Consider the following 18,443-nt stretch of genomic DNA (forward strand, 5'->3'; position numbering starts at 1 on the left):
CCCATGCCCCAATCGCAGCCCTCACTCGACGACGTGCTCGCGACGGTGCGCGTCGTGTCGATCCCCATGCGGGTGAGGTTCCGTGGAGTGACGGAGCGGGAGGTTGCGCTCATCGAGGGGCCCGCGGGGTGGGGGGAGTTCGGTCCCTTCCTCGAGTACGCACCGCCCGAGGCCAGTCGTTGGTTGGCGGCCGCCGTCGAGGCAGCGTGGCAGGGCTGGCCCGTACCCCTCCGCGACTTCGTGCCGGTCAACGCGACCGTCCCTGCCGTCGCTCCTGACGCGGTTCCCGGTGTGCTGCAACGCTTCCCGGGCACGACCACGGCCAAGGTCAAGGTCGCCGAGCGAGGACAAACGACAGACGATGACGTATGCCGTGTTGCTGCGGTTCGCGATGCCATGGGACCTTCCGCTCGGGTCCGGATCGACGCCAACGGAGCCTGGGACGTCGCGACTGCGACGGACGTGCTCAGGCGGCTGGCGGCATACGACATCGAATACGCCGAGCAGCCGTGCGCGAGCGTCGAGGAGTTGCGGGATCTGCGAATCGCCCTGGCGCGCAACGGAATCGACATCCCGATCGCGGCCGACGAGTCGATCCGCAAGGCGGAGGACCCCATGCGCGTGCGCGACCTCGAGGCAGCGGACCTCATCGTCATCAAGGCCGCGCCTCTCGGGGGAGTGCGCCACGCACTCGAGATCGTCGCCGAGTGCGGGCTGCCTGCGGTCGTGTCGTCCGCCCTCGACACGAGCGTCGGCATGGCGGCCGGGGTGGCGCTCGCGGCCGCCCTGCCGCAGCTCGACCACGCCTGCGGCCTCGGCACGGTCGCCCTGCTCGATGGCGACGTCACGACCGACTCCCTGACGCCCGAGAGCGGCGCGTTGGCAGTGCGTCGGATCGCCGCCGACCCCGACCTGCTGGACCGGTTTGCTGCGACAACTGAACGCGTCCAGTGGTGGCGTGAGCGAGTCGGATCCTGCTGGCCGGTCATGACAGCATCATGATACCGTCATGACATGGCGACACTGCAGGTGAAGAACGTTCCGGACGAGCTCTACGCCGCGGTCAAGGCACGCGCCGTCCGCGAACACCTGACCGTGAGCGATCTCGTCCTGCGCAACCTCCGCCGCGAGGTTGCCCTCCCCTCGCGCGATGAGTGGATCGCCGATGTCACAGCGCGAGCCGAGGCGGTGCGCGGTCGACGCATCGACGTGCAGTCCGTCATGGACGAGGTGCGGGCCGAGTTCGAGTGATCGTCCTTGACGCAAATGCTCTCGTTGACTTCCTGCTGCTCAGTCCGGGATGGGAGCAGATCAAAGACCACATCGCCGGTGACGTCCAACTCGCCGCACCTGATCTGATCGCCCTCGAGGTGTCGTCGACGCTGTCGCGGCTGGAGCGTGCGGGCACGATCACCAGCGAAGAGTCGACCTCGTGTCTGACACATGCAGGGAGGCTGGCAATTCAGCGCGTCCCCCTGCTGGACCTGACCGCGGATGCGTGGGGCATGCGGCATTCTCTGCGTACCTCGGATGCCTACTACGTGGCCCTCGCCCGCCAACTCCGTTGGCCACTGCTGACCACGGACCAGAAGCTCGCGCGGGTTGCCACGGGCATCTCCGTCATCACCGTCAGTTGAGATTGAAGGAGCGCTCTTGTTGACCGTTCGGTGGATGTGGGCGTTCCTCGACACGATCGAGGGCGATGCTGACGACTCAGAAGCGTTCTGGCACACCGTGACTCGCACCGAGGTGTCCGCGCGGCGGGGTGAGCGAGGCGAGTTCGCGACGCTGCTCCCGGTCCGAGGTGATGCCTGGGTCAAGGTCCAGCACGTCATCGAGGGCGGGGGAGTCCACCTCGATCTCGACGTCGACCGACCGCCCACCGAGGTCGCGGCCGAAGCCACCCGGCTCGGCGCCACCGAGGTCGCACATCACGACGACGTCATCGTCATGACCTCACCCGGAGGCTTCACCTTCTGCCTCACCTCGTGGGCGAACACCGGCTCCCCGACGACCCAGGTTCGTGACGGCGAATCCGACCTCCTGGACCAGGTCTGTATCGACGTGCCGAGCGACCTGTATGCCGCGGAGCTCGACTTCTGGGAGCGGCTCACCGGGTGGCAGAGGCGAACCGGAGCGCTCCCGGAGTTCACGTCGCTGACGCGACCGGACGGCATACCCGTCCGGTTGTTGTTCCAACGGCTCGGTGAGCCAAACGGGCCGGTCACGGGGCACATCGACTTCGCCTGCCGCGACCGCGCGGCCAGTCGGGAGGCCCACGTCGCTGCTGGCGCGATGGTCGTCTCCGAGCACGAGTTCTGGACCGTCATGCGCGACCCCGTCGGCCGCATCTACTGCCTCACTCACCGCCTGCCCTGACCGTTCGCCTACCCGCGCAGGCCCAGCGCAGTTAGCGTGGCGAGCAACTGGTGTGGATGGAGAGTCGATGACGACCAAGGACCTCAAGGGCCGACGCAATGCGCTCGAGCGAGCCCGCGAGGAGTGGGCGGAGCGGCGCAGCACAGGAACCGAAGGTGTGCCCGACACCATCGTCGAGAGCTGGAACCGCAGCGCCGACCACGTCCCGGACAGCGTCACCGAGGCGCCCATGGACGACCCCGGTCAGACCCAAGCAGCGTTCGAGGAGTCACCTCTTCACGTCGCGGTCGGCCAGCTCGAGAGCGAGCTGCGCCGGGTCGCGGAGGACGGTGACCTCGTCGTCGCCGTCACCGACCGGGACACCCGGCTGCTCTGGACCTACGGCGGGCGGGTCATGCGGCGCAAGGCCGAGCGGGTGAACTTCGTCGTCGGCGGTCGCTGGGACGAGGACAGCGTGGGCACCAATGCCCTTTCGCTCGCCCAGCAGACGGGCAGGACGCAGACGGTCTTCTCGGCCGAGCACTACGCGCCGATCGTCCACAACTGGGTCTGCTGGGCCGCGCCCGTGCGCGACCTCGCCACTGGCGAGCAGCTCGGCGTCCTCGACCTCTCGACGACATGGGACCGCACGCACCCGATCGGTGCCGCCACCGCCACTGCGCTCGCGTCCCTGCTTGAGCGTGAGATCCCGCGCGCGGGAGTCAGCAGCGGATCCGTCCAGCCCAGCAGTGGGCTCAGGCTGAGGGTTCTCGGCGCGGCCGAAGCGCACGTCGACGGCGTCCGGCTCCTGCTCACCCGGCGGCAGAGCGAGATCCTCGCGATCCTCGCCCTCCACCCCGAAGGCCTCAGCCTCGATGCCCTGCACGCCGCGCTCTACGGCGATGCCCGAGTCTCCGCCTCGACCCTCAAGGGCGAGGTGTCGCACCTGCGGCAGGCGTTGGGCGGACGGCTGACCTCGCGTCCGTATCGTCTCGACCTTCCTGTGACCTGCGACGCGCTTGACGTGATGCGCGCGGTGCGCAGCGGGGATGTGGAGGGTGCGGTGACGGCATACGGAGGAGATCTCATGCCGGGCACGGAGTCGCCCGAGCTCACCTCGACCGGCGACTACCTCGCGGTGGCGGTTCGCGAATCCCTCCTCGCCGACCCGCGCCCGGACGTCGTTGTCCGCTATGCCCGGTCGGTGCCCTACGACACCGAGGTCGTCGAACGCGCGCTGGCCGCGCTCGGGGACCGGCCTCACCCGGCCCGTGCCGAGCTGATCGCGATCCACTCGACCAACCTCTGACCAACCCACACCGACCTAGCGTCCGCAGCAGGTGGTGACGCACTGACGCGTTGCCTCAAGGACAAGGAGGTCCGGTCATGGTGTTTGCACCCCCCAACGCAGACGGGTCGAAGGTGATTCTGCCGTCGCAGCTCGACAACTTCATCGGCGGCAAGTGGGTCCCCGCCCAGGACGGCGAGACATTCGAGGACATCTCGCCCGTCGACGGAAAGGCGTTCGTCTCGGTCGCCCGCAGCAAGGCCGCCGACATCGACGCGGGAGTCCAGGCCGCGACCGACGCCAAGGACGCATGGGGTCGCACGTCGACGACGGAGCGGAGCAACATCCTGCTCAAGATCGCCGACCGGATGGAGCAGCACCTCGAGGAGCTTGCCGTCCTCGAGGCCTGGGAGAACGGCAAGCCGGTCCGCGAAACCCTCGCCGCAGACCTTCCGCTCGCGATCGACCACTTCCGCTACTTCGCCGGGTGCATCCGGGCGCAGGAGGGCGGGATCTCCGAGATCGACCACGACACGATGGCCTATCACTTCCACGAGCCGCTCGGCGTCGTCGGGCAGATCATCCCGTGGAACTTCCCCATCCTCATGGCGACGTGGAAGCTCGCTCCCGCCCTCGCGGCCGGCAACTGCGTCATCCTCAAGCCGGCCGAGCAGACGCCTGCGTCGATCCTGCGGGTCGTGGAGATCATCGCCGACCTGCTCCCCGACGGAGTCCTCAACGTGCTCAACGGCTTCGGCGTCGAGGCGGGCAAGCCTCTCGCAACTCACCCGGGCATCAACAAGGTCGCGTTCACCGGCGAGACGACGACGGGCCGGTTGATCATGCAGTACGCCTCGCAGAACATCATCCCGGTGACCCTGGAGCTCGGTGGCAAGAGCCCGAACGTCTTCTTCGAGGACGTCATGGCGGCCGACGACGCATTCCTCGACAAGGCGCTCGAAGGGTTCACGATGTTCGCGCTCAACCAGGGCGAGGTCTGCACCTGCCCCTCGCGTGCCCTCGTGCAGGAGTCGATCTACGACGAGTTCATGGAGAAGGCCATCTCCCGCGTCAACGCCATCACGGTCGGCAACCCGCTCGACCCCAATGTCATGGTCGGCGCGCAGGCGAGCAACGACCAGTACGAGAAGATCCTCAGCTATCTCGACATCGGCAAGCAGGAAGGCGCCAAGGTCCTCACCGGCGGCAACAGGCGCACGGTCGAAGGACTCGAAGGCGGCTTCTACATCGAGCCGACCGTGTTCGAGGGTGACAACTCGATGCGCGTCTTCCAGGAGGAGATCTTCGGGCCCGTCCTGTCGGTCACGAAGTTCACCGACCGCGACGACGCCCTCCGGATCGCCAACGACACCCTCTACGGGCTGGGAGCCGGTGTCTGGTCGCGAGACACGAACACGGCATACCGGATGGGTCGTGGCATCGAGGCGGGACGCGTCTGGGTCAACTGCTACCACCAGTACCCCGCGCACGCCGCGTTCGGTGGCTACAAGCAGTCCGGCATCGGCCGCGAGAACCACAAGATGATGCTCGACCACTACCAGCAGACCAAGAACCTCCTGGTCAGCTACAGCCCGGACAAGCTCGGGTTCTTCTGAGATGACCGAGCCATCGGTGATGACCCGCGTCGAGCTCACGGACCCTGCCGCCGAGCTCCTCGTGCGACTCGAGCACATCCACGGTGCGCTCATGTTCCATCAGTCGGGCGGGTGCTGCGACGGGTCATCACCGATGTGCTTCCCGGTCGGCGAGTTCATGACCTCGGACGCCGACGTGCTGCTCGGCACGTTGGCGCCCGAGGGGGTGACGCCGATCGAGTTCTGGATGAGCGTCACGCAGTACGAGTACTGGAAGCACACCCACCTCACCGTCGACGTCGTCTCGGGTCGCGGGTCGGGCTTCTCGGTCGAGGCGCCGGAGGGCGTGCGCTTCCTCATCCGGAGTCGACTCATGACCGAGCAGGAGCTCGTCGCGTTCGGTCTGCTCTGACGGCCGTCACCGAGCGGACGTAGGGTCACAGGGTGCCGCTGCTCCTCGACCTCGAACCGTTGCGGAGCAATCCGGACTACCGACGCCTGTATGCCGGGTTCACCCTGTCGAATGTCGGCTCCCAGCTCGCTGTGGTCGCCATCGGACTACAGGTCTATGACCTGACCCGGTCGACGGCATCGGTCGGCATCGTGGGCCTGTGCGCCCTCGTTCCACTGGTGATCATGGGGCTCTACGGCGGGACGCTCGTCGACCACTTCGACCGGCGCATCGTCGGGCTCATCGCCCAGTCATTCGCGTTCCTGGTGAGCATCCTGTGCGCGCTGCAGGCGTGGATGGGCAACACCCAGGTGTGGGTCCTCTATGTGCTCGTCGCCGCCTGGAACGCCGCCTTTGCCGTGTCTTCGCCGGCGCGCACCTCGATCTATCCGCGCATCCTGCGCCGCGACCAGTTGCCGGCGGCCAATGCCCTGTCAGTGTTCGCGATGAACGCCTCGATGACGGTCGGGCCGCTGCTCGCAGGGTTCCTCGTGGACTGGGGCGGCTTCAAGACCGCCTACACGGTCGACGCGATCATCACCACGGCTGCCCTGTGGGGACTGGCCCGATTGCCCTCTCTCCCACCGGAACCGGCCCACGACGTCAGCGAGGCGGCGGTGAAGTCTCGGCCCGGCATACGCTCCGTTCTCGACGGCTTCTCGTTCCTCGCAACGCGACCCAACGTCCGCATGACCTTCATCGCCGACATCTGCGCGATGGTCCTGGCCCAACCGCGCGTCCTCTTCCCCGCGGCGGGTGCAGTGATCTTCGGAGGGGGTGCGACCACGGTGGGTGCCCTCTCGGCTGCCGCCGCCGTCGGCGGGATCGGGGCGATGTTCTTCTCCGGCCGACTCGGTTCGGTGATCCATCAGGGGCGCGCGATCCTCCTCTCCATCGTCGGCTGGGGCGCGGCGATCGCGGGCCTGGGTGCAGCGATGCTTGCCGCTGGCGATGTCCTCACTCGCGGCCAGGCGTTGTGGGTCGGGCTGGTCGCGATGGCCATCGCCGGAGGGTCGGACTCGGTGAGTGCGGTCTTCCGAACGACGATCCTGCAGTCGGCGACACCTGACCATCTGCGCGGGCGACTTCAGGGCGTGTTCATCGTCGTCGTCGCGGGTGGTCCCCGGCTCGGGGAGCTGCTCGGCGGCTTCGTGGCCGAGAACATCGGCGAGGGGATGACGGCGGTGATCGGCGGATTCGCCTGTGTCGCAGCGATTGTCGTGCTGGCCAAACTGACTCCGAGCTTCGTGCGCTACGACGCCCGCAACCCCACCCCCTGACGTTGCCCGGTCAGGAGGGGCGGTGACTCACGGCCATCTTGGCGGCGAACGCGCCGAGCACCGTGCCACTGATGAACCGCTGGGTCCGCATCGCCCGCGGGTGCTCGCGCAGGTAGCCGGACACCTTGGCCGCCCCCAGCACGATGAGCCCGTTGACGGCCACGGCGATGACGATCTGCACCGCTCCCAGCTGGACGAACTGGGTCAGCGTCGAACCCGAGGTGGGCGAGATGAACTGTGGCAACAGGGCGGCATACAGAAGAGCGATCTTGGGGTTGAGCAGGTTCGTCATCAGCCCCATCGTGAACAGCCGTGGGCGCGAGTGCGGCGCGAGCTCACGAGCGTCAAAGGGGGAGGCGCCGCCCGGCCGCAGCATCCCCCAGGCGAGGTAGGCGAGGTAGGCCGCTCCCGCCAGCTTCACGACGGTGTATGCCGCCGGCACCTGTTCGAAGAGTGCCGACAGTCCGCAGGCCGCGGCCACGAGGTAGCAGAGGAAGCCGACGGCCACCCCGGCGAGGGAGACCAGACCGGCCCCGCGGCCCTGGGAGATCGAGCGGGAGGCGAGATAGACCATGTTGGGCCCGGGGGTGAGCACCATGCCGAGCTCGAGCAGCGCGACGCCGAGGAGTGCTGTTGTGGAGACCATGAGTGCGGTCAGCCCTCCAGGTCGAGGCCGAGCAGGGCGTTCTCGACGACCTCGGCGAGCGCCGGGTGGATCCAGTACTGACCCCGCGCAACCTCCCGCGCCGCCTGCCCGAACGATGCCGCCTGGATGAGTGGCTGGATGAGCGTCGAGGCGTTGGGCCCGAGACAGTGGGCGCTGAGGATGAGCCCGGTCGTCGGGTCGGCGCAGACGACGAGAATGCCGGTGGTGTCCTCGAGGGCCCAGCCGTAGGCGGTGTCGCCGAACGCCTGCGTCTTGCTGACGTAGGGCGTTCCGGCTTCGTCGAGCTCGGCGCGCGTCGGCCCGAACGCCGCGATCTGGGGGTGGCCGAAGACGGCGTGTGGCACGAACCGGTGGTCTGCCTCGATCGGCTCGCCGTCCACACGGCCCGCGTCCACGGCGATGTTGTGGGCGACGATCCGCGCCTCGTGGTTGGCGACGTGCTTGAGCTGCCACGAGTTCGCGACGTCGCCGAGGGCCCAGACGCCGTCGGCAGACGTGTGCTGGTGCTCGTCCACGACGACCACGCCCCGTTCGTCGACCTCGATCCCACCGGCCTCGACGTCGAGCCGGGGGCCGTTGGGCGTGCGGCCCACGGCGATGAGCACCGCATCCACCTCTACATCGGTGTCACCGTCGAGTCCCTTGAGCCCGAGCGTCCACGTGCCCGCCCCGGACCGCGTCGCCGACGACACCACGGTCTCGAGCCGCACGTCGTGCCGTCCCCGCGCCAGCTCGGTGTAGCGACGCGAGATCTCTGCGTCCTCGACCCGCAGGAGTGCGGCCGACCGCTGGATCTGGGTGACCTCGACCCCCAACGCGCTGAAGACATGGGCGAACTCGCACGCCACGAACCCGCCACCGATGATCGCCATTCGTCGTGGTAGCTCGTCCATCCGCATGACCGTGTCGCTGGTGTGCACGCCGTGCTCCGGTTCGACCCGGTCGAGTCCGTCAAGGTCGAGCAGGTCGGCGCGCGACCCGGCGGCGACGACGACGCGATCGGCCGTGATCTGCTCACCGGTCGACAGCGCAAGGCGACGATCGCCGACAAAACGGGCGGTCGCGGCATACACGGTCACGCCGTCCTGGCTGCGCCGGTAGCGCTCACCACCCGCGGCGATCTGGTCGATCCGGTCGGTGAAGATGCGTTCCCGGATGGCGGGCCAGTCGACGCTGGCCTCGCGACTGATGGTCACGCCGAGGCGTTCGGCTTCACGCGACTCGATGACGCGGTCGGCGGGCAGGACGAGCATCTTGGTCGGGATGCAGCCGACGTTGAGGCAGGTGCCGCCGAACGTCCCCTCCTCGACGATGGCGATGTCGAGGCCTTCGAGCTCAGGCGTGACGAGCGAGTTGCCCGACCCGGTGCCGATGATGATCAGGTCGTGGTGCGTCGCCATACCTTCAGCGTATGCCGTGTGGTCGCCTGCCTCTCGGGCCGTTCCGTCTGTGGGTGTCAGAGGCTTCTGGTGGACTCGTCGCGTGGGTGGCCAGCCGTGAGGGCTGGTGGCCTTTGCAGCCATGTTCTGGAGGCTGCGCATGCAGCAGTTCGGTTGTGCTGCAATCGAATTCGGGTGTGGATAACCTTTCGGGTGTCGGCGAACAAGTGTACGATGAGAGGTATGGAGGGGACACCATTCAGCGCAGGGCCTGGGGTTCAGGTCCGCTCCTTCCTGTCCTCTTTGGCCACCGTTGATCCCGAGGGTTTGACCGAGACCGAGCGGGTCGCGGTGGTTGCTGCGCTCGAGGCGTTGAAGGGTGGCGCGGCTGCTGCACAAGCTCGGGTGACGGCGGCTGCGGTGGTGGACCGGGAGGCGTTGGGTGAGGACTCGCGCAGTGTGCGCGCCGACCTGGCGTTGGCTCGTCGGTGCTCTCCGACGTTGGCGGATCAGCACGTGGGTGTCGCGAAGGCACTGGTTGGCGAGATGCCCGAAACGTTGGCTGCGTTGACCCGGGGTGAGCTCAGTGAGAAGCGGGCGGGAATCCTGGTCCGGGAGACGGCGTGTCTGAGTGTTGAGCATCGGGCCGAGGTCGACAAGCGGTTGGCCGCCACGATGACATCGTTGGGTGACAAGGCCCTGGCCGGCGCAGCCCGTCGTGTGGGTGCCGAGTTGGACGCAGAGTCGTTGGCCGAGAGGAACCGTCGCGCTGTCGCTTCACGCCGGATGTCGGTACGCCCGGAGGCCGACGGCATGGCGTGGAGCTGCGTCGCGCCGATGTACCCGTGCGCCGCAGTCCCATCCGCACTCGCGCGCTGAGCGCGCTTCGCGCTCCCGCCAGGCCCAGCCAGCGGCGCACGGGCTCATCGGCGCTCCTTGGACCCTCGGGCTGTGACCCGCGGGAAGGGTGCCTGGCTCGCCGACCGAGCCCTGGAACTGCTCTCCGGGCGCGCGAAGAACCAGCCGCAACCCGTCGAGGTCAACCTCGTCATGACCGACAAGGTGTTGCTCCCGGCAGCGTTCGGTGGCAAGGCCCCCGCTGACGACGTCGCCGTCATCCCGGGTTGGGGTGCCATCCCCGGCGCCGAAGCTCGCGCCCACATCGCCGCCCTCCTCGACCACGCCACCGCGACCGCCAGCACAGACGCCAAGACCAGCGTGTGGCTCCGGCGACTGTTCACCGACCCCACCGGCCGAGACCTCGTCGCCCTGGACTCCACACGCCGCCGCTTCCAAGGCGGCCTGCGGAAGTTCATTGAGCTGCGCGACCCCACCTGCCGCGTCCCCTGGTGCGACGCCCCTGCCTTCGAGACCGACCACGTCCAACCCGTCCATGACGGCGGTCCCACGACCGGAGCCAACGCCGACGGGCTCTGCCAACGCCACAACCTCGTCAAGGAAGAGGTCGGCTGGTACTTCACCGTGCGCTCGACCGGCCTCGACGGAACCGGACCACACGGCATACGCATCCAGACCCCCACCGGCAGGATCCACGACTCCACCGCACCACCGATCCTCGGCGAAGGCTGGCTCGCGCCGGGAACCGTTCCTGACGCATGGGTGGATGACGTCCACATTCAGGACCTCCCCCTGCCCGAGGACCCTTGGGGCGGACGGATCCCCGACCCGCCCGAGGACTGGTTCGCCACTCACGACGAGATGGCTGCCTGACGCTCATCCCAGTGGAGCCGGTGGTCGTACATCCAGGCGGTGTTCTTCGGCGTCACGGCGTACGTGAAGATCGCGCGCAGCATGAGCTGCTGGAAGGCACCCGGTGACTTGGTGCTGCTGCTCCGGGCGCCGGTCTTCACGACCTTCTCGACTCGTGCGCGCCGGAGCGACTCGTAGGCCGAGAACGCTGAGTCGACGTCCGGCAGGTCGCGCAGGCACTGGGCCAGGACGACGGCGTCCTCCGCTGCCATGGACGCGCCCTGACCGCTCGATGGTGCGGGGGCGTGGGCGGCGTCGCCGATGATGATCATCCGGTCGCGGTGCCAGGTGGGGACGTGCCCGAGGTCGTGGGTGTTGTCACCGGCGAGCTCGAGAACTCCTCCCTCGATGAGTTGGGGGGCGGGGCCGGTATCGCCGTCCACGAGCGCGACGAGGCGCTGCTTCCACTCCGTATCGGTCGTGCGGGCGCGGACCTCAGGGGCGATGGCCGGTTCGGGCACGTTGACGAACCACACGACATCGCCGTTCGGCAGGACGTGGTGCCCGAAGAACGCTCGTCGACCGAAGACCATGCGCCACTGCTCGGTCACGGCGTCGGGTCCCTGTAGCAGCGCTGCGCCGCCTGGGGTGATACCACCGAAGTTCGTCAGTCCCACGTAGCGCGAAGGAGGTGCGGCCGGGTCGATGATGCGGCGGGTGGGCGAGTGAACCCCGTCGGCTCCGATGAGCAGGTCGGCGGTCAGCGTGGTGCCGTCAGCAAGAGTCGCGTGGACCTCTTCCTCGAGGCGTTCGACGTTCTCGAGCGCGGCATTCCACCGGAAGTCGATCCCACGCCGGATGCTTTCGTCCACCAGGGCAGCGGTGAGCTCGGGCCGCTTGATCGTCAGGGCTGGAGTGCCGTCGGCCAGCGGGCTCCCGAGCGGCAGCGTGCCGAGCTCGCGGCCCGTCGCACCGACGAGGACGTTGCGTGGAGTCGGGCTGCCCAAACCCTTGGCGATGTCGAGCACGCCGACGGCCTGCAACGCGTCGAGACCGTTGGGGGACAGCGAGAACCACGACCCTCGCTTCGGGTCGGGAGGGCCGTGCCTCTCGACGACGACGGCTTCGATGCCTGCCCGCTGGAGCGCCATGGCCGTGAGTGGCCCGGCCACTCCTGCTCCGACGACGAGTGCCTTCATGGCGCTATCCTTTCGTGAGAACTCAGTACTATTCGACAGATGCGACTATTCGAGAATCTGATAGTTCGAGAATCGAAGGATATTGCCGAAAGTCACGCGCCGTCAACTGATCGCTGACGTGGGAACCGCCACGCAGGCCTATCAGCGCGCCACCCAGGCCCTTGACGATGAGGTCGGGCGCGCGCTCGGGGTGGGTCCTGCCGATCTGCGTTGCCTCGACTGGCTCGTCGATCAGCCGCGGTCAGCGAGCGAACTCGCCCGTCGCGTGGGCCTCACGCCAGCCGCCACGACGTCGATGATCGACCGGTTGGAGCGCAAGGGGTTCGTGCGGCGTACCTCCGACCCGGCGGACCGTCGGCGGGTCCTCGTCGAGATGACCGAGCAGGGGCAGCGGCGGACGTGGGAGCTCTATGAGCCGATGGTCATCGAGGGCATGCCGCTCCTCGAGGGGTGCACGACGGCCGAGCTCGAGCTGCTCGTGAAGCATCTCGTCGCGATCCGCGAGATCACGGAGCGCCACGAGGAGCGTCTGCGTTCGCGTTGAGCGCGTCAGGGGCGTCGGCCTCGTCCGGCTGATCGGCCTCGTCCAGGTCCGTGAGGTCGCGGAGCTTGCCGATGCGGCTCGCAAGGACGATCACGACGTCGACGATGCCCACTGCGGCAAAGACGACCAGTGCCCAACGGGCACCCACCCACGTGGCGACGAGGCCGGCCACCAGTCCGCCGACGGGGATCGCCCCCCAGGACACGAATCGAACTGTCGCCATGACGCGCGACAACATCTCGGGCGGGCTCGCCTGTTGCCGATAGGTGCGGGTGGCGGTGCTGAAGATGACGACGCCGCCGGCGAAGACGATGTTGCCGAGCGCGAAACAGAGCCAGGCGACCCAGCCGGTGCCGATCGGGATGAGCAACCCACCCACGAACGACAGGATGGATGACGCCACGCACGCCCGCGCCGACCCAAGCCTGCGAACGACCCGCGGGGACAGTGCCGCCCCGATGAGCGAACCCACCCCCTCGGCCGCGAGGAGGAACCCGACGAACGCGGCGGGCGTGTCGAGATCACGTACGAGATACAGGGCGAACAGCGCCATCTGGGCACCGCAGACGAAGTTGATCGCCGTGGCCGACCACATGCACGGCGCCATGACCGGGTGTCGCGTGACGTAGCGCCACCCCTCTCCGATCATCTGCCGCATGGCTGGTCGATCGGCGGAGGCGGCCGCAACGGGCGCGCGCGAGGGCAGACTCCGCAGGAGTGTGGCCGAGACGACATAGCTGACCGCGTCGACGAGCAGCGTCGGCACGGCCCCGAGCACCTGGATCGCGAGCCCGCCGATCGAGGGTCCCCCGAGCTGGGTGGTCGCATACGTCCCCGACATGAGGCTGTTGCGCTCGTGCAGTTGGTCCTTGGGCACGACCATCGGGAGGAAGGTCGAGTTCGCGACGTCGAACATCACGTTGGCGAAGCTGATGACCAGGGCCACGACGACGAGCTGCGTGATCGTGAGATGGCCGGACCACCACGCGATCGGCACCGATGCGACGGCCAGCGCCCGCGCCAGGTCCATCGACACCTGGGTGCCGCGCAGCGGAAGCCGGACCACGAGCGCACCGGCGGGCAGTCCGATGACGAGCCACGCGGCATACGAGGCTGCCGCAATGAGCCCCATCTGGAGAGGCGTCGCGTCGAGCACGGTCAGGGCGGTGAGCGGCAGGGCGATCGAGCCAACCGCGGAACCCAGGTTGCTCGAGGCGCTCGCGCCCCAGTACGTCCAGAACGAGCGTCCGTCCCCAGTCATCGTGTGTCCTCCCGAGTTCCTAAGTTCCAATCTGGAACGGACTATACTCACACCATGCGCCGAGAGGACCTTGCCGATGAGGACTGCGGCATCGCCCAGTCGCTCGGCGTGCTCGGCGACTGGTGGACCTTCCTCATCGTTCGCGACGTCGCCGGGGGAGTGACCCGCTTCGACGCGCTGCAGCGCGAACTGGGCATCAGCCGCCGCGCGCTCACGGAGCGGCTGGCCGGGTTGGTCGCCGACGGGGTCCTCTCCAAGGAGCCCTATTCGACCCGACCGCCGCGCCACGACTATGTCCTCACGCCCAAGGGTCAGGGCCTGCTGCCGGTCCTCGTCGCGCTGCAGGACTGGGGTGCCCGCCACGTCCTCGGCGACGGTTCGGTGAGCGCCGGCATCACGGCGGACTCCGCCGAGTCGCGCCGGGTCGGCGAACTCGTCGGGCACGCACTGCCACCGATCACGCTGACCAGGCACGACGGCATACCCGTTGGTCTTTCTGTCTCTTCTGGGCCCGGATCGTGGACCGTTCTCTTCTGTATGCCGGGCGCCTGGGCGCCTGCGGCACAGGGCTATTCGCCCGGTTGGGGAGAGATCCCGGGTGCGGCTGGGTGCACGGTCGAAGCGATGGCGTATGCCGCGCAGCACGCCGCGTTCGCGGCTCGCGGAGTCGTGGTGCACGGGGTGAGTACGCAGCGGCCGGACCAGCAGGCGGCGTTCGCCGAGCACGCCTCGCTGCCCTATGTGTTGTTGTCGGATGAGGACGTCGCGTTGGCTGGCGCGCTGCGGTTGCCGACATTCCGGGCGGGCGGGGTGGATCGACTCAAGCGGGTGACGTTGGTCGTCGATCCCGCCGGTGTGGTGCGGGCTGTGCAGGCTCCGGTGACCGATCCCGCGGGGTCGGCGGTCGAGATGCTCGGCGTGCTGGATGGCCTGATGGGTGGCGTCGCCAACTCCGCCTGAACTGTCCACAGGGGAACTGCGACAGGCGGGTTGTCCACAGATTGCCCGGCGGCCGTGGACGCGAATGCCGTTGCAGGCGTTGGCTGTTCGCATGACGAACACGGGTGACTTGAGGGGACGGGCGCAGCATTGGCGACTCGCAGCGCAGGACACTCGCGCGGAGTCCGCGATGCTCCTGACGGTGTCAGAACTGAGCTGGCGCGCGCCGTCGGCGGAGCGGTTCAGGGTGCTCATCAGGACCCGGGTGCGTGAACTGCGGGAGCTCGCCGAGCGCGAGGACGCTGTCGCGGACTTGCTCGATCGGGTCGCTGACCGGGCCGAGCAGGCCGCATGAGTGACGACGGTCTCGCTGTCACCGGTGGTGAGGGCGGGATCGAGGTGGCGGTGGACGACTTGCGGCGCGCGGCGGGCAGGCTTCGTCGATCGGCCGACGCCGTCTCACGGGTCACTCCGCGAGAGGTTGGTGTCGTCCTGCAGGCGCCGATGGTGCCCCTGGTGGGACTCGACTGGGGCCTCGGCCAGCGAGTGCTCGGAGCACCCATTGACCTCGAGCCGCTCGTGGGGCGTTGTCGCCGGGACCTTGCCGATCTCGTGGCGGACGTGGCGGGTGCCGTCGAGCGACTGCGTGAGCTCGGGGTGACAACGGATCAGGCGGCTGCAGGCTATGCGGCAGCGGAGGCGCGGGCACGCGGGCTCGTCGCCGGTCTGCACGACCAAGCGATGGGGTTGGCGTGGCTCGTGTCCGAGACGACCGGTCGAGCGTTCGGGCTGCTCGACGAGGGCGACGGGTGGGACGTCGCCGTGGCCCCTGTTGATGCACAGGACTGCGTGCCGGTTCCCACATCGACGGACTCGCTGCTCGCCGGCATCCAGTCGCTCGGCGGTGAGGGGACCGAGGGGAGGGTGCGCGTGATCGAGGTGCTGGCGATGGACGGGACGACGACGTGGGTCGTGCAGATACCGGGCACGCACGGTGGGTGGTTCGAGGGAGGCGAGGTTCCCATGGACTGGCCGGCCAACGTGTCGCTCATGCTCGGCGCGACGAGCGCGTCCAAGGTCGCCGTGGCCAGGGCGCTCGAGCAGGCGCAGGCCGGGCGGGCGGGGCCGCGGGACAGGGTCGTGCTTGCGGGTCACAGCCAGGGCGGGATCGTCGCGGCAGCGCTCGCGTCCGATCCGTCGTTCACCCGCGCCCACCGCGTGACGCATGTCGTGACGGCGGGTTCACCCATCGACGACTTCCCGATTCCGGACTCGACCGAAGTGCTGTCCCTCCAACACCACACGGACCCCGTCCATGCGCTCGACGTGTCTCCCCCGCGCGACGGGCGCAGCTGGACGACCGTCGAGGCGGCAGCGCCGATCACGGTCGGCGGGCATCTCTCGCTGGGTGCCCACGCCTTGACGGCATACCGCTCGACGGCGTCGCGGGTCGACCGGTCCAGCGATGTCTCCCTGCAGCACTGGCGCTCTGGACTGGCCCCGGTGCTGGGGGTCGCGCCGGGCGCCAAGCCGGTGGTGCATGAGTTCCGCTCGGAGCGGCGGTGGCAGAATCGCGACTCGTGACCCCCAAACTGCTGTTCCGCCGGGTAGCCATCGCCGAGGCGATCACCTGGGCCCTGCTCCTCATCGGGATGTTCCTCAAGTACGTCACCGAGACGACCGAGCTCGGAGTGCGGATCTTCGGGATGGTGCACGGGGTCGTCTTCATCACCTACGGGCTCATCGCCCTCGCCACCTGGATCAACCAGAAGTGGTCGCTCCGCACCGGACTGCTGGCACTCGTGAGCGCGGTGCCGCCGTTCGCGACGATCATCTTCGACCGCAGCGCGGAGTCGGCCGGTCAACTCGAGGGGCCGTGGCGCTTCGGTGCCGGTGGCGACGCACCTGCGTCCCTGCCCGAGAAGGTCCTGGCGTGGCTCACGCGCAACCCAGCTCTCGCGGCTGTCGTCGGTGTCGTGGCTGTGGCCGGTCTGACCGGGGTCGCGTTGGTCGTCGGCCCGCCGGCGTCGGGCAGCTGATGAACCCGTCCACCGCGCTCGCTCGCGTCCTTGTTGACGAGCTGATCCGTGGTGGCGTTCGCGAGGTCGTCCTCGCTCCCGGATCGCGCTCCGCGCCTCTTGCGTATGCCGTCCAGCAGGCCGAGCGCGAAGGTCGCCTTCGCCTGCACATGCGGGTGGATGAGCGGACCGGCGGGTTCCTGGCTCTGGGGCTCGCCAAGGGTTCTGGCGCACCGGTGGTGGTGATCACGACGTCGGGGACAGCTGTCGCGAACCTGCACCCGGCCGTGCTCGAGGCGCACCACACGGGGGTGCCTCTTGTGGTGCTGTCGGCCGACCGTCCGGCTGAGTTGCGGGGGACGGGTGCGAACCAGACGACGGTGCAGCCGGGAATCTTTGGCCCGGCCGTCCGCTGGTCCGCGGATGTGCCGGCGCCAGAGCTCGCCGAGTCCGTCGGCGCCTTCCACCGCTCCTCGGTGTGTCGCGCCCTGGTGGCGGCACGTGGAACCGCGACGGACGGAAAGCCCGGCCCGGACGCAGGCCCCGTCCACCTCAATGTCTCCTTCCGCGACCCCCTGACCCCGGACCTGGGCGATGCCTCCGACGTCCCTGCCGGGCGAGCCGACGGCGAGCCGTGGGTTCGCAGCCCCTTGGGTGGCTGGTTCGGCGAATCCAGCACTGGTGGTTTCACGCACGTCCCACGGACCCTCGTCGTCCTCGGTGACCTCTCACGATCACCCGTCTCCTCGGCGCAAGTGGTGAAGTGGTCTGCGGGGCGCGGCTATCCCGTTGTCGCAGAACCGTTCGGGGTCCATGACCGGACGGCCGTGGTGCCGCATGGTCCCTTGCTCCTCACGGCTGGGGACTGGCTTGCGGCCCACCTTCCGGAGCGCGTCCTCGTCGTCGGGCGCGTCACGTTGTCCCGCGCCGTCGCGGCGTTGCTGCGCACGGAGGGCGTGCGCATCGAGGTGTTCACGGGGGCTTCGCAATGGCCCGATCCCGGCCACGTCGTCCACGAAGTGCATCCTCTGATGACCCTCGCAGGACCATCCCCGGAAGCCGGCGACCTGGATTGGATGGGGAACTGGAAGAGTGCCGGATCGGTTGTCGCGCAGGCGGTTCGCAAGCAGCGTGCCCCGTGGGGGACCGGCCTCGCAGTCGCCTCCGTCGTGGGTGAGGCACTGCCGGACGGCGCCCAGCTCTTCGTCGGATCGTCGAACCCGGTGCGAGACCTCGACCTCGGGATGCGGCGTGAGTCGGCCATCTCCGTCGTCGCCAACCGTGGCTTGGCCGGAATTGACGGCTGCCTCTCGACGGCTGTGGGGCTCGCACTGACGACCGATGCGCCGAGCTATGCCTGGGTCGGGGACCTGACCTTCCTGCACGACTCCAACGCCCTGGCCATCGGTCCGGACGAACCACGCCCGGACCTCACCATCCTGATCACCAACGATGGAGGGGGCGGGATCTTCCGCACCCTCGAGCACGGAGCCCCCGAACGCAGCGCTGACTTCGGCCGCATCTTCGCCACCCCGACGGGAACCGACTTCGGGGCACTGTGCCGAGCGCACGGCATACGCCACGTTCTCGCGCAGACGCGCGAAGCGGCAGCCGAAGCGCTGTCCGCGAATCCCACCGGGATCACCGTCGTCGAGGTGCCGATCGACGCGGAGTCGCACCGTGGCGCGCACGAGCGACTGCGTCGGATCGCGCGCAACGCCCTGACGATTTCGGACTGAGCCGACGGCTTGCGA

General features: G+C 68.7%; 20 protein-coding genes. 16 read left to right on the forward strand and 4 right to left on the reverse strand.

The window, feature by feature from the left end; translation table 11 throughout:
- Nucleotides 1-3: 3 nt before the first annotated feature.
- The 8 genes from ACFQRE_RS11470 (at nt 4) to ACFQRE_RS11505 (ending at nt 6,972) form a co-directional block, all read left to right on the forward strand.
- Nucleotides 4-1,002 carry an o-succinylbenzoate synthase gene (locus ACFQRE_RS11470; RefSeq protein WP_380122348.1) on the forward strand — a complete coding sequence of 333 codons (999 nt, stop codon included), beginning with the start codon at nt 4-6 and terminating at the stop codon, nt 1,000-1,002.
- Nucleotides 1,003-1,014: 12 nt separating this feature from the next.
- Nucleotides 1,015-1,251, forward strand: a complete 237-nt coding sequence (locus tag ACFQRE_RS11475; protein ID WP_380122350.1) for a hypothetical protein — start codon at nt 1,015-1,017, stop codon at nt 1,249-1,251.
- Complete coding sequence (locus ACFQRE_RS11480) at nt 1,248-1,637, forward strand: type II toxin-antitoxin system VapC family toxin (protein WP_380122352.1); 390 nt, start codon at nt 1,248-1,250, stop codon at nt 1,635-1,637. The genes ACFQRE_RS11475 and ACFQRE_RS11480 overlap by 4 nt, the downstream gene beginning before the upstream one ends.
- A 19-nt stretch (nt 1,638-1,656) precedes the next feature.
- Entirely contained in the window at nt 1,657-2,379 is a 723-nt protein-coding gene (locus ACFQRE_RS11485) for a VOC family protein (RefSeq protein WP_380122354.1), read from the forward strand.
- Between the two features lie 67 nt (nt 2,380-2,446).
- Nucleotides 2,447-3,667 carry a transcriptional regulator gene (locus ACFQRE_RS11490; RefSeq protein WP_380122356.1) on the forward strand — a complete coding sequence of 407 codons (1,221 nt, stop codon included), beginning with the start codon at nt 2,447-2,449 and terminating at the stop codon, nt 3,665-3,667.
- A gap of 77 nt (nt 3,668-3,744) precedes the next feature.
- A complete protein-coding gene (exaC, locus tag ACFQRE_RS11495) occupies nt 3,745-5,262 on the forward strand; it encodes an acetaldehyde dehydrogenase ExaC (RefSeq protein WP_380122358.1) in 1,518 nt (505 codons plus the stop codon).
- Nucleotide 5,263: 1 nt separating this feature from the next.
- Nucleotides 5,264-5,653, forward strand: coding sequence for a DUF779 domain-containing protein (locus ACFQRE_RS11500; protein WP_380122360.1), 390 nt, complete (start codon nt 5,264-5,266; stop codon nt 5,651-5,653).
- A gap of 32 nt (nt 5,654-5,685) precedes the next feature.
- Entirely contained in the window at nt 5,686-6,972 is a 1,287-nt protein-coding gene (locus ACFQRE_RS11505; RefSeq protein ID WP_380122362.1) for an MFS transporter, read from the forward strand.
- A 10-nt stretch (nt 6,973-6,982) separates the two neighbouring features.
- Here the strand turns inward: ACFQRE_RS11505 and ACFQRE_RS11510 are convergent, their stop codons facing one another.
- Together ACFQRE_RS11510 and ACFQRE_RS11515 are read right to left on the reverse strand one after the other, a co-directional pair.
- Nucleotides 6,983-7,618: a LysE family translocator gene (locus ACFQRE_RS11510; protein WP_380122364.1), complete on the reverse strand. Its 636-nt coding sequence runs from the start codon at nt 7,616-7,618 to the stop codon at nt 6,983-6,985.
- A gap of 8 nt (nt 7,619-7,626) precedes the next feature.
- A complete protein-coding gene (locus ACFQRE_RS11515; RefSeq protein WP_380122366.1) occupies nt 7,627-9,039 on the reverse strand; it encodes a mycothione reductase in 1,413 nt (470 codons plus the stop codon).
- A 222-nt stretch (nt 9,040-9,261) separates the two neighbouring features.
- On the opposite strand from ACFQRE_RS11515, the gene ACFQRE_RS11520 reads away from it, so the two are divergent.
- Together ACFQRE_RS11520 and ACFQRE_RS11525 are read left to right on the forward strand one after the other, a co-directional pair.
- Nucleotides 9,262-9,897: a DUF222 domain-containing protein gene (locus ACFQRE_RS11520; protein ID WP_380122368.1), complete on the forward strand. Its 636-nt coding sequence runs from the start codon at nt 9,262-9,264 to the stop codon at nt 9,895-9,897.
- Between the two features lie 72 nt (nt 9,898-9,969).
- Nucleotides 9,970-10,749: an HNH endonuclease signature motif containing protein gene (locus ACFQRE_RS11525; protein WP_380122370.1), complete on the forward strand. Its 780-nt coding sequence runs from the start codon at nt 9,970-9,972 to the stop codon at nt 10,747-10,749.
- Here the strand turns inward: ACFQRE_RS11525 and ACFQRE_RS11530 are convergent.
- Entirely contained in the window at nt 10,728-11,927 is a 1,200-nt protein-coding gene (locus ACFQRE_RS11530) for an FAD-dependent oxidoreductase (protein WP_380122373.1), read from the reverse strand. The two genes, ACFQRE_RS11525 and ACFQRE_RS11530, sit on opposite strands and share 22 nt — an antisense overlap.
- Nucleotides 11,928-12,045: 118 nt before the next feature.
- Here ACFQRE_RS11530 and ACFQRE_RS11535 point away from each other — a divergent pair, with 118 nt between their 5' ends.
- The gene (locus tag ACFQRE_RS11535) at nt 12,046-12,471 is read left to right on the forward strand and encodes a MarR family winged helix-turn-helix transcriptional regulator (protein ID WP_380122375.1); all 426 of its coding nucleotides are present in this window, start codon (nt 12,046-12,048) and stop codon (nt 12,469-12,471) included.
- On the opposite strand, the gene ACFQRE_RS11540 is transcribed toward ACFQRE_RS11535, so the two are convergent.
- Nucleotides 12,434-13,732 carry an MFS transporter gene (locus tag ACFQRE_RS11540; protein ID WP_380122378.1) on the reverse strand — a complete coding sequence of 433 codons (1,299 nt, stop codon included), beginning with the start codon at nt 13,730-13,732 and terminating at the stop codon, nt 12,434-12,436. The two genes, ACFQRE_RS11535 and ACFQRE_RS11540, sit on opposite strands and share 38 nt — an antisense overlap.
- A 54-nt stretch (nt 13,733-13,786) precedes the next feature.
- On the opposite strand from ACFQRE_RS11540, the gene ACFQRE_RS11545 reads away from it, so the two are divergent.
- From ACFQRE_RS11545 to menD, 5 genes are all read left to right on the forward strand, one after another.
- On the forward strand, nt 13,787-14,692 hold the full coding sequence (locus ACFQRE_RS11545; RefSeq protein WP_380122381.1) for a winged helix-turn-helix transcriptional regulator: 906 nt from the start codon (nt 13,787-13,789) through the stop codon (nt 14,690-14,692).
- A 91-nt stretch (nt 14,693-14,783) separates the two neighbouring features.
- Nucleotides 14,784-15,026: a hypothetical protein gene (locus tag ACFQRE_RS11550; RefSeq protein ID WP_380122383.1), complete on the forward strand. Its 243-nt coding sequence runs from the start codon at nt 14,784-14,786 to the stop codon at nt 15,024-15,026.
- Nucleotides 15,023-16,255: a PGAP1-like alpha/beta domain-containing protein gene (locus ACFQRE_RS11555; protein ID WP_380122385.1), complete on the forward strand. Its 1,233-nt coding sequence runs from the start codon at nt 15,023-15,025 to the stop codon at nt 16,253-16,255. Before ACFQRE_RS11550 ends, ACFQRE_RS11555 begins: the two co-directional genes overlap by 4 nt.
- On the forward strand, nt 16,252-16,710 hold the full coding sequence (locus tag ACFQRE_RS11560; protein WP_380122387.1) for a DUF3817 domain-containing protein: 459 nt from the start codon (nt 16,252-16,254) through the stop codon (nt 16,708-16,710). The genes ACFQRE_RS11555 and ACFQRE_RS11560 overlap by 4 nt, the downstream gene beginning before the upstream one ends.
- On the forward strand, nt 16,710-18,428 hold the full coding sequence (menD, locus tag ACFQRE_RS11565) for a 2-succinyl-5-enolpyruvyl-6-hydroxy-3-cyclohexene-1-carboxylic-acid synthase (RefSeq protein WP_380122390.1): 1,719 nt from the start codon (nt 16,710-16,712) through the stop codon (nt 18,426-18,428). Before ACFQRE_RS11560 ends, menD begins: the two co-directional genes overlap by 1 nt.
- Nucleotides 18,429-18,443: the final 15 nt, after the last annotated feature.

The organism is Knoellia pratensis, from assembly GCF_042666395.1.
GTDB lineage: Bacteria > Actinomycetota > Actinomycetes > Actinomycetales > Dermatophilaceae > Knoellia > Knoellia pratensis.

Excerpts from the sequence above, each read along its gene's own strand:
- ACFQRE_RS11470 (WP_380122348.1), top strand. The coding sequence starts at position 4 with ATGCCCCAATCGCAGCCCTCACTCGACGACGTGCTCGCGACGGTGCGC.
- ACFQRE_RS11475 (WP_380122350.1), top strand. The coding sequence starts at position 1,015 with ATGGCGACACTGCAGGTGAAGAACGTTCCGGACGAGCTCTACGCCGCG.
- ACFQRE_RS11490 (WP_380122356.1), top strand. The coding sequence starts at position 2,447 with ATGACGACCAAGGACCTCAAGGGCCGACGCAATGCGCTCGAGCGAGCC.
- exaC (WP_380122358.1), top strand. The coding sequence starts at position 3,745 with ATGGTGTTTGCACCCCCCAACGCAGACGGGTCGAAGGTGATTCTGCCG.
- ACFQRE_RS11500 (WP_380122360.1), top strand. The coding sequence starts at position 5,264 with ATGACCGAGCCATCGGTGATGACCCGCGTCGAGCTCACGGACCCTGCC.
- ACFQRE_RS11510 (WP_380122364.1), bottom strand. The coding sequence starts at position 7,618 with ATGGTCTCCACAACAGCACTCCTCGGCGTCGCGCTGCTCGAGCTCGGC.
- ACFQRE_RS11515 (WP_380122366.1), bottom strand. The coding sequence starts at position 9,039 with ATGGCGACGCACCACGACCTGATCATCATCGGCACCGGGTCGGGCAAC.
- ACFQRE_RS11520 (WP_380122368.1), top strand. The coding sequence starts at position 9,262 with ATGGAGGGGACACCATTCAGCGCAGGGCCTGGGGTTCAGGTCCGCTCC.
- ACFQRE_RS11530 (WP_380122373.1), bottom strand. The coding sequence starts at position 11,927 with ATGAAGGCACTCGTCGTCGGAGCAGGAGTGGCCGGGCCACTCACGGCC.
- ACFQRE_RS11540 (WP_380122378.1), bottom strand. The coding sequence starts at position 13,732 with ATGACTGGGGACGGACGCTCGTTCTGGACGTACTGGGGCGCGAGCGCC.
- ACFQRE_RS11545 (WP_380122381.1), top strand. The coding sequence starts at position 13,787 with ATGCGCCGAGAGGACCTTGCCGATGAGGACTGCGGCATCGCCCAGTCG.
- ACFQRE_RS11550 (WP_380122383.1), top strand. The coding sequence starts at position 14,784 with ATGACGAACACGGGTGACTTGAGGGGACGGGCGCAGCATTGGCGACTC.
- ACFQRE_RS11555 (WP_380122385.1), top strand. The coding sequence starts at position 15,023 with ATGAGTGACGACGGTCTCGCTGTCACCGGTGGTGAGGGCGGGATCGAG.
- menD (WP_380122390.1), top strand. The coding sequence starts at position 16,710 with ATGAACCCGTCCACCGCGCTCGCTCGCGTCCTTGTTGACGAGCTGATC.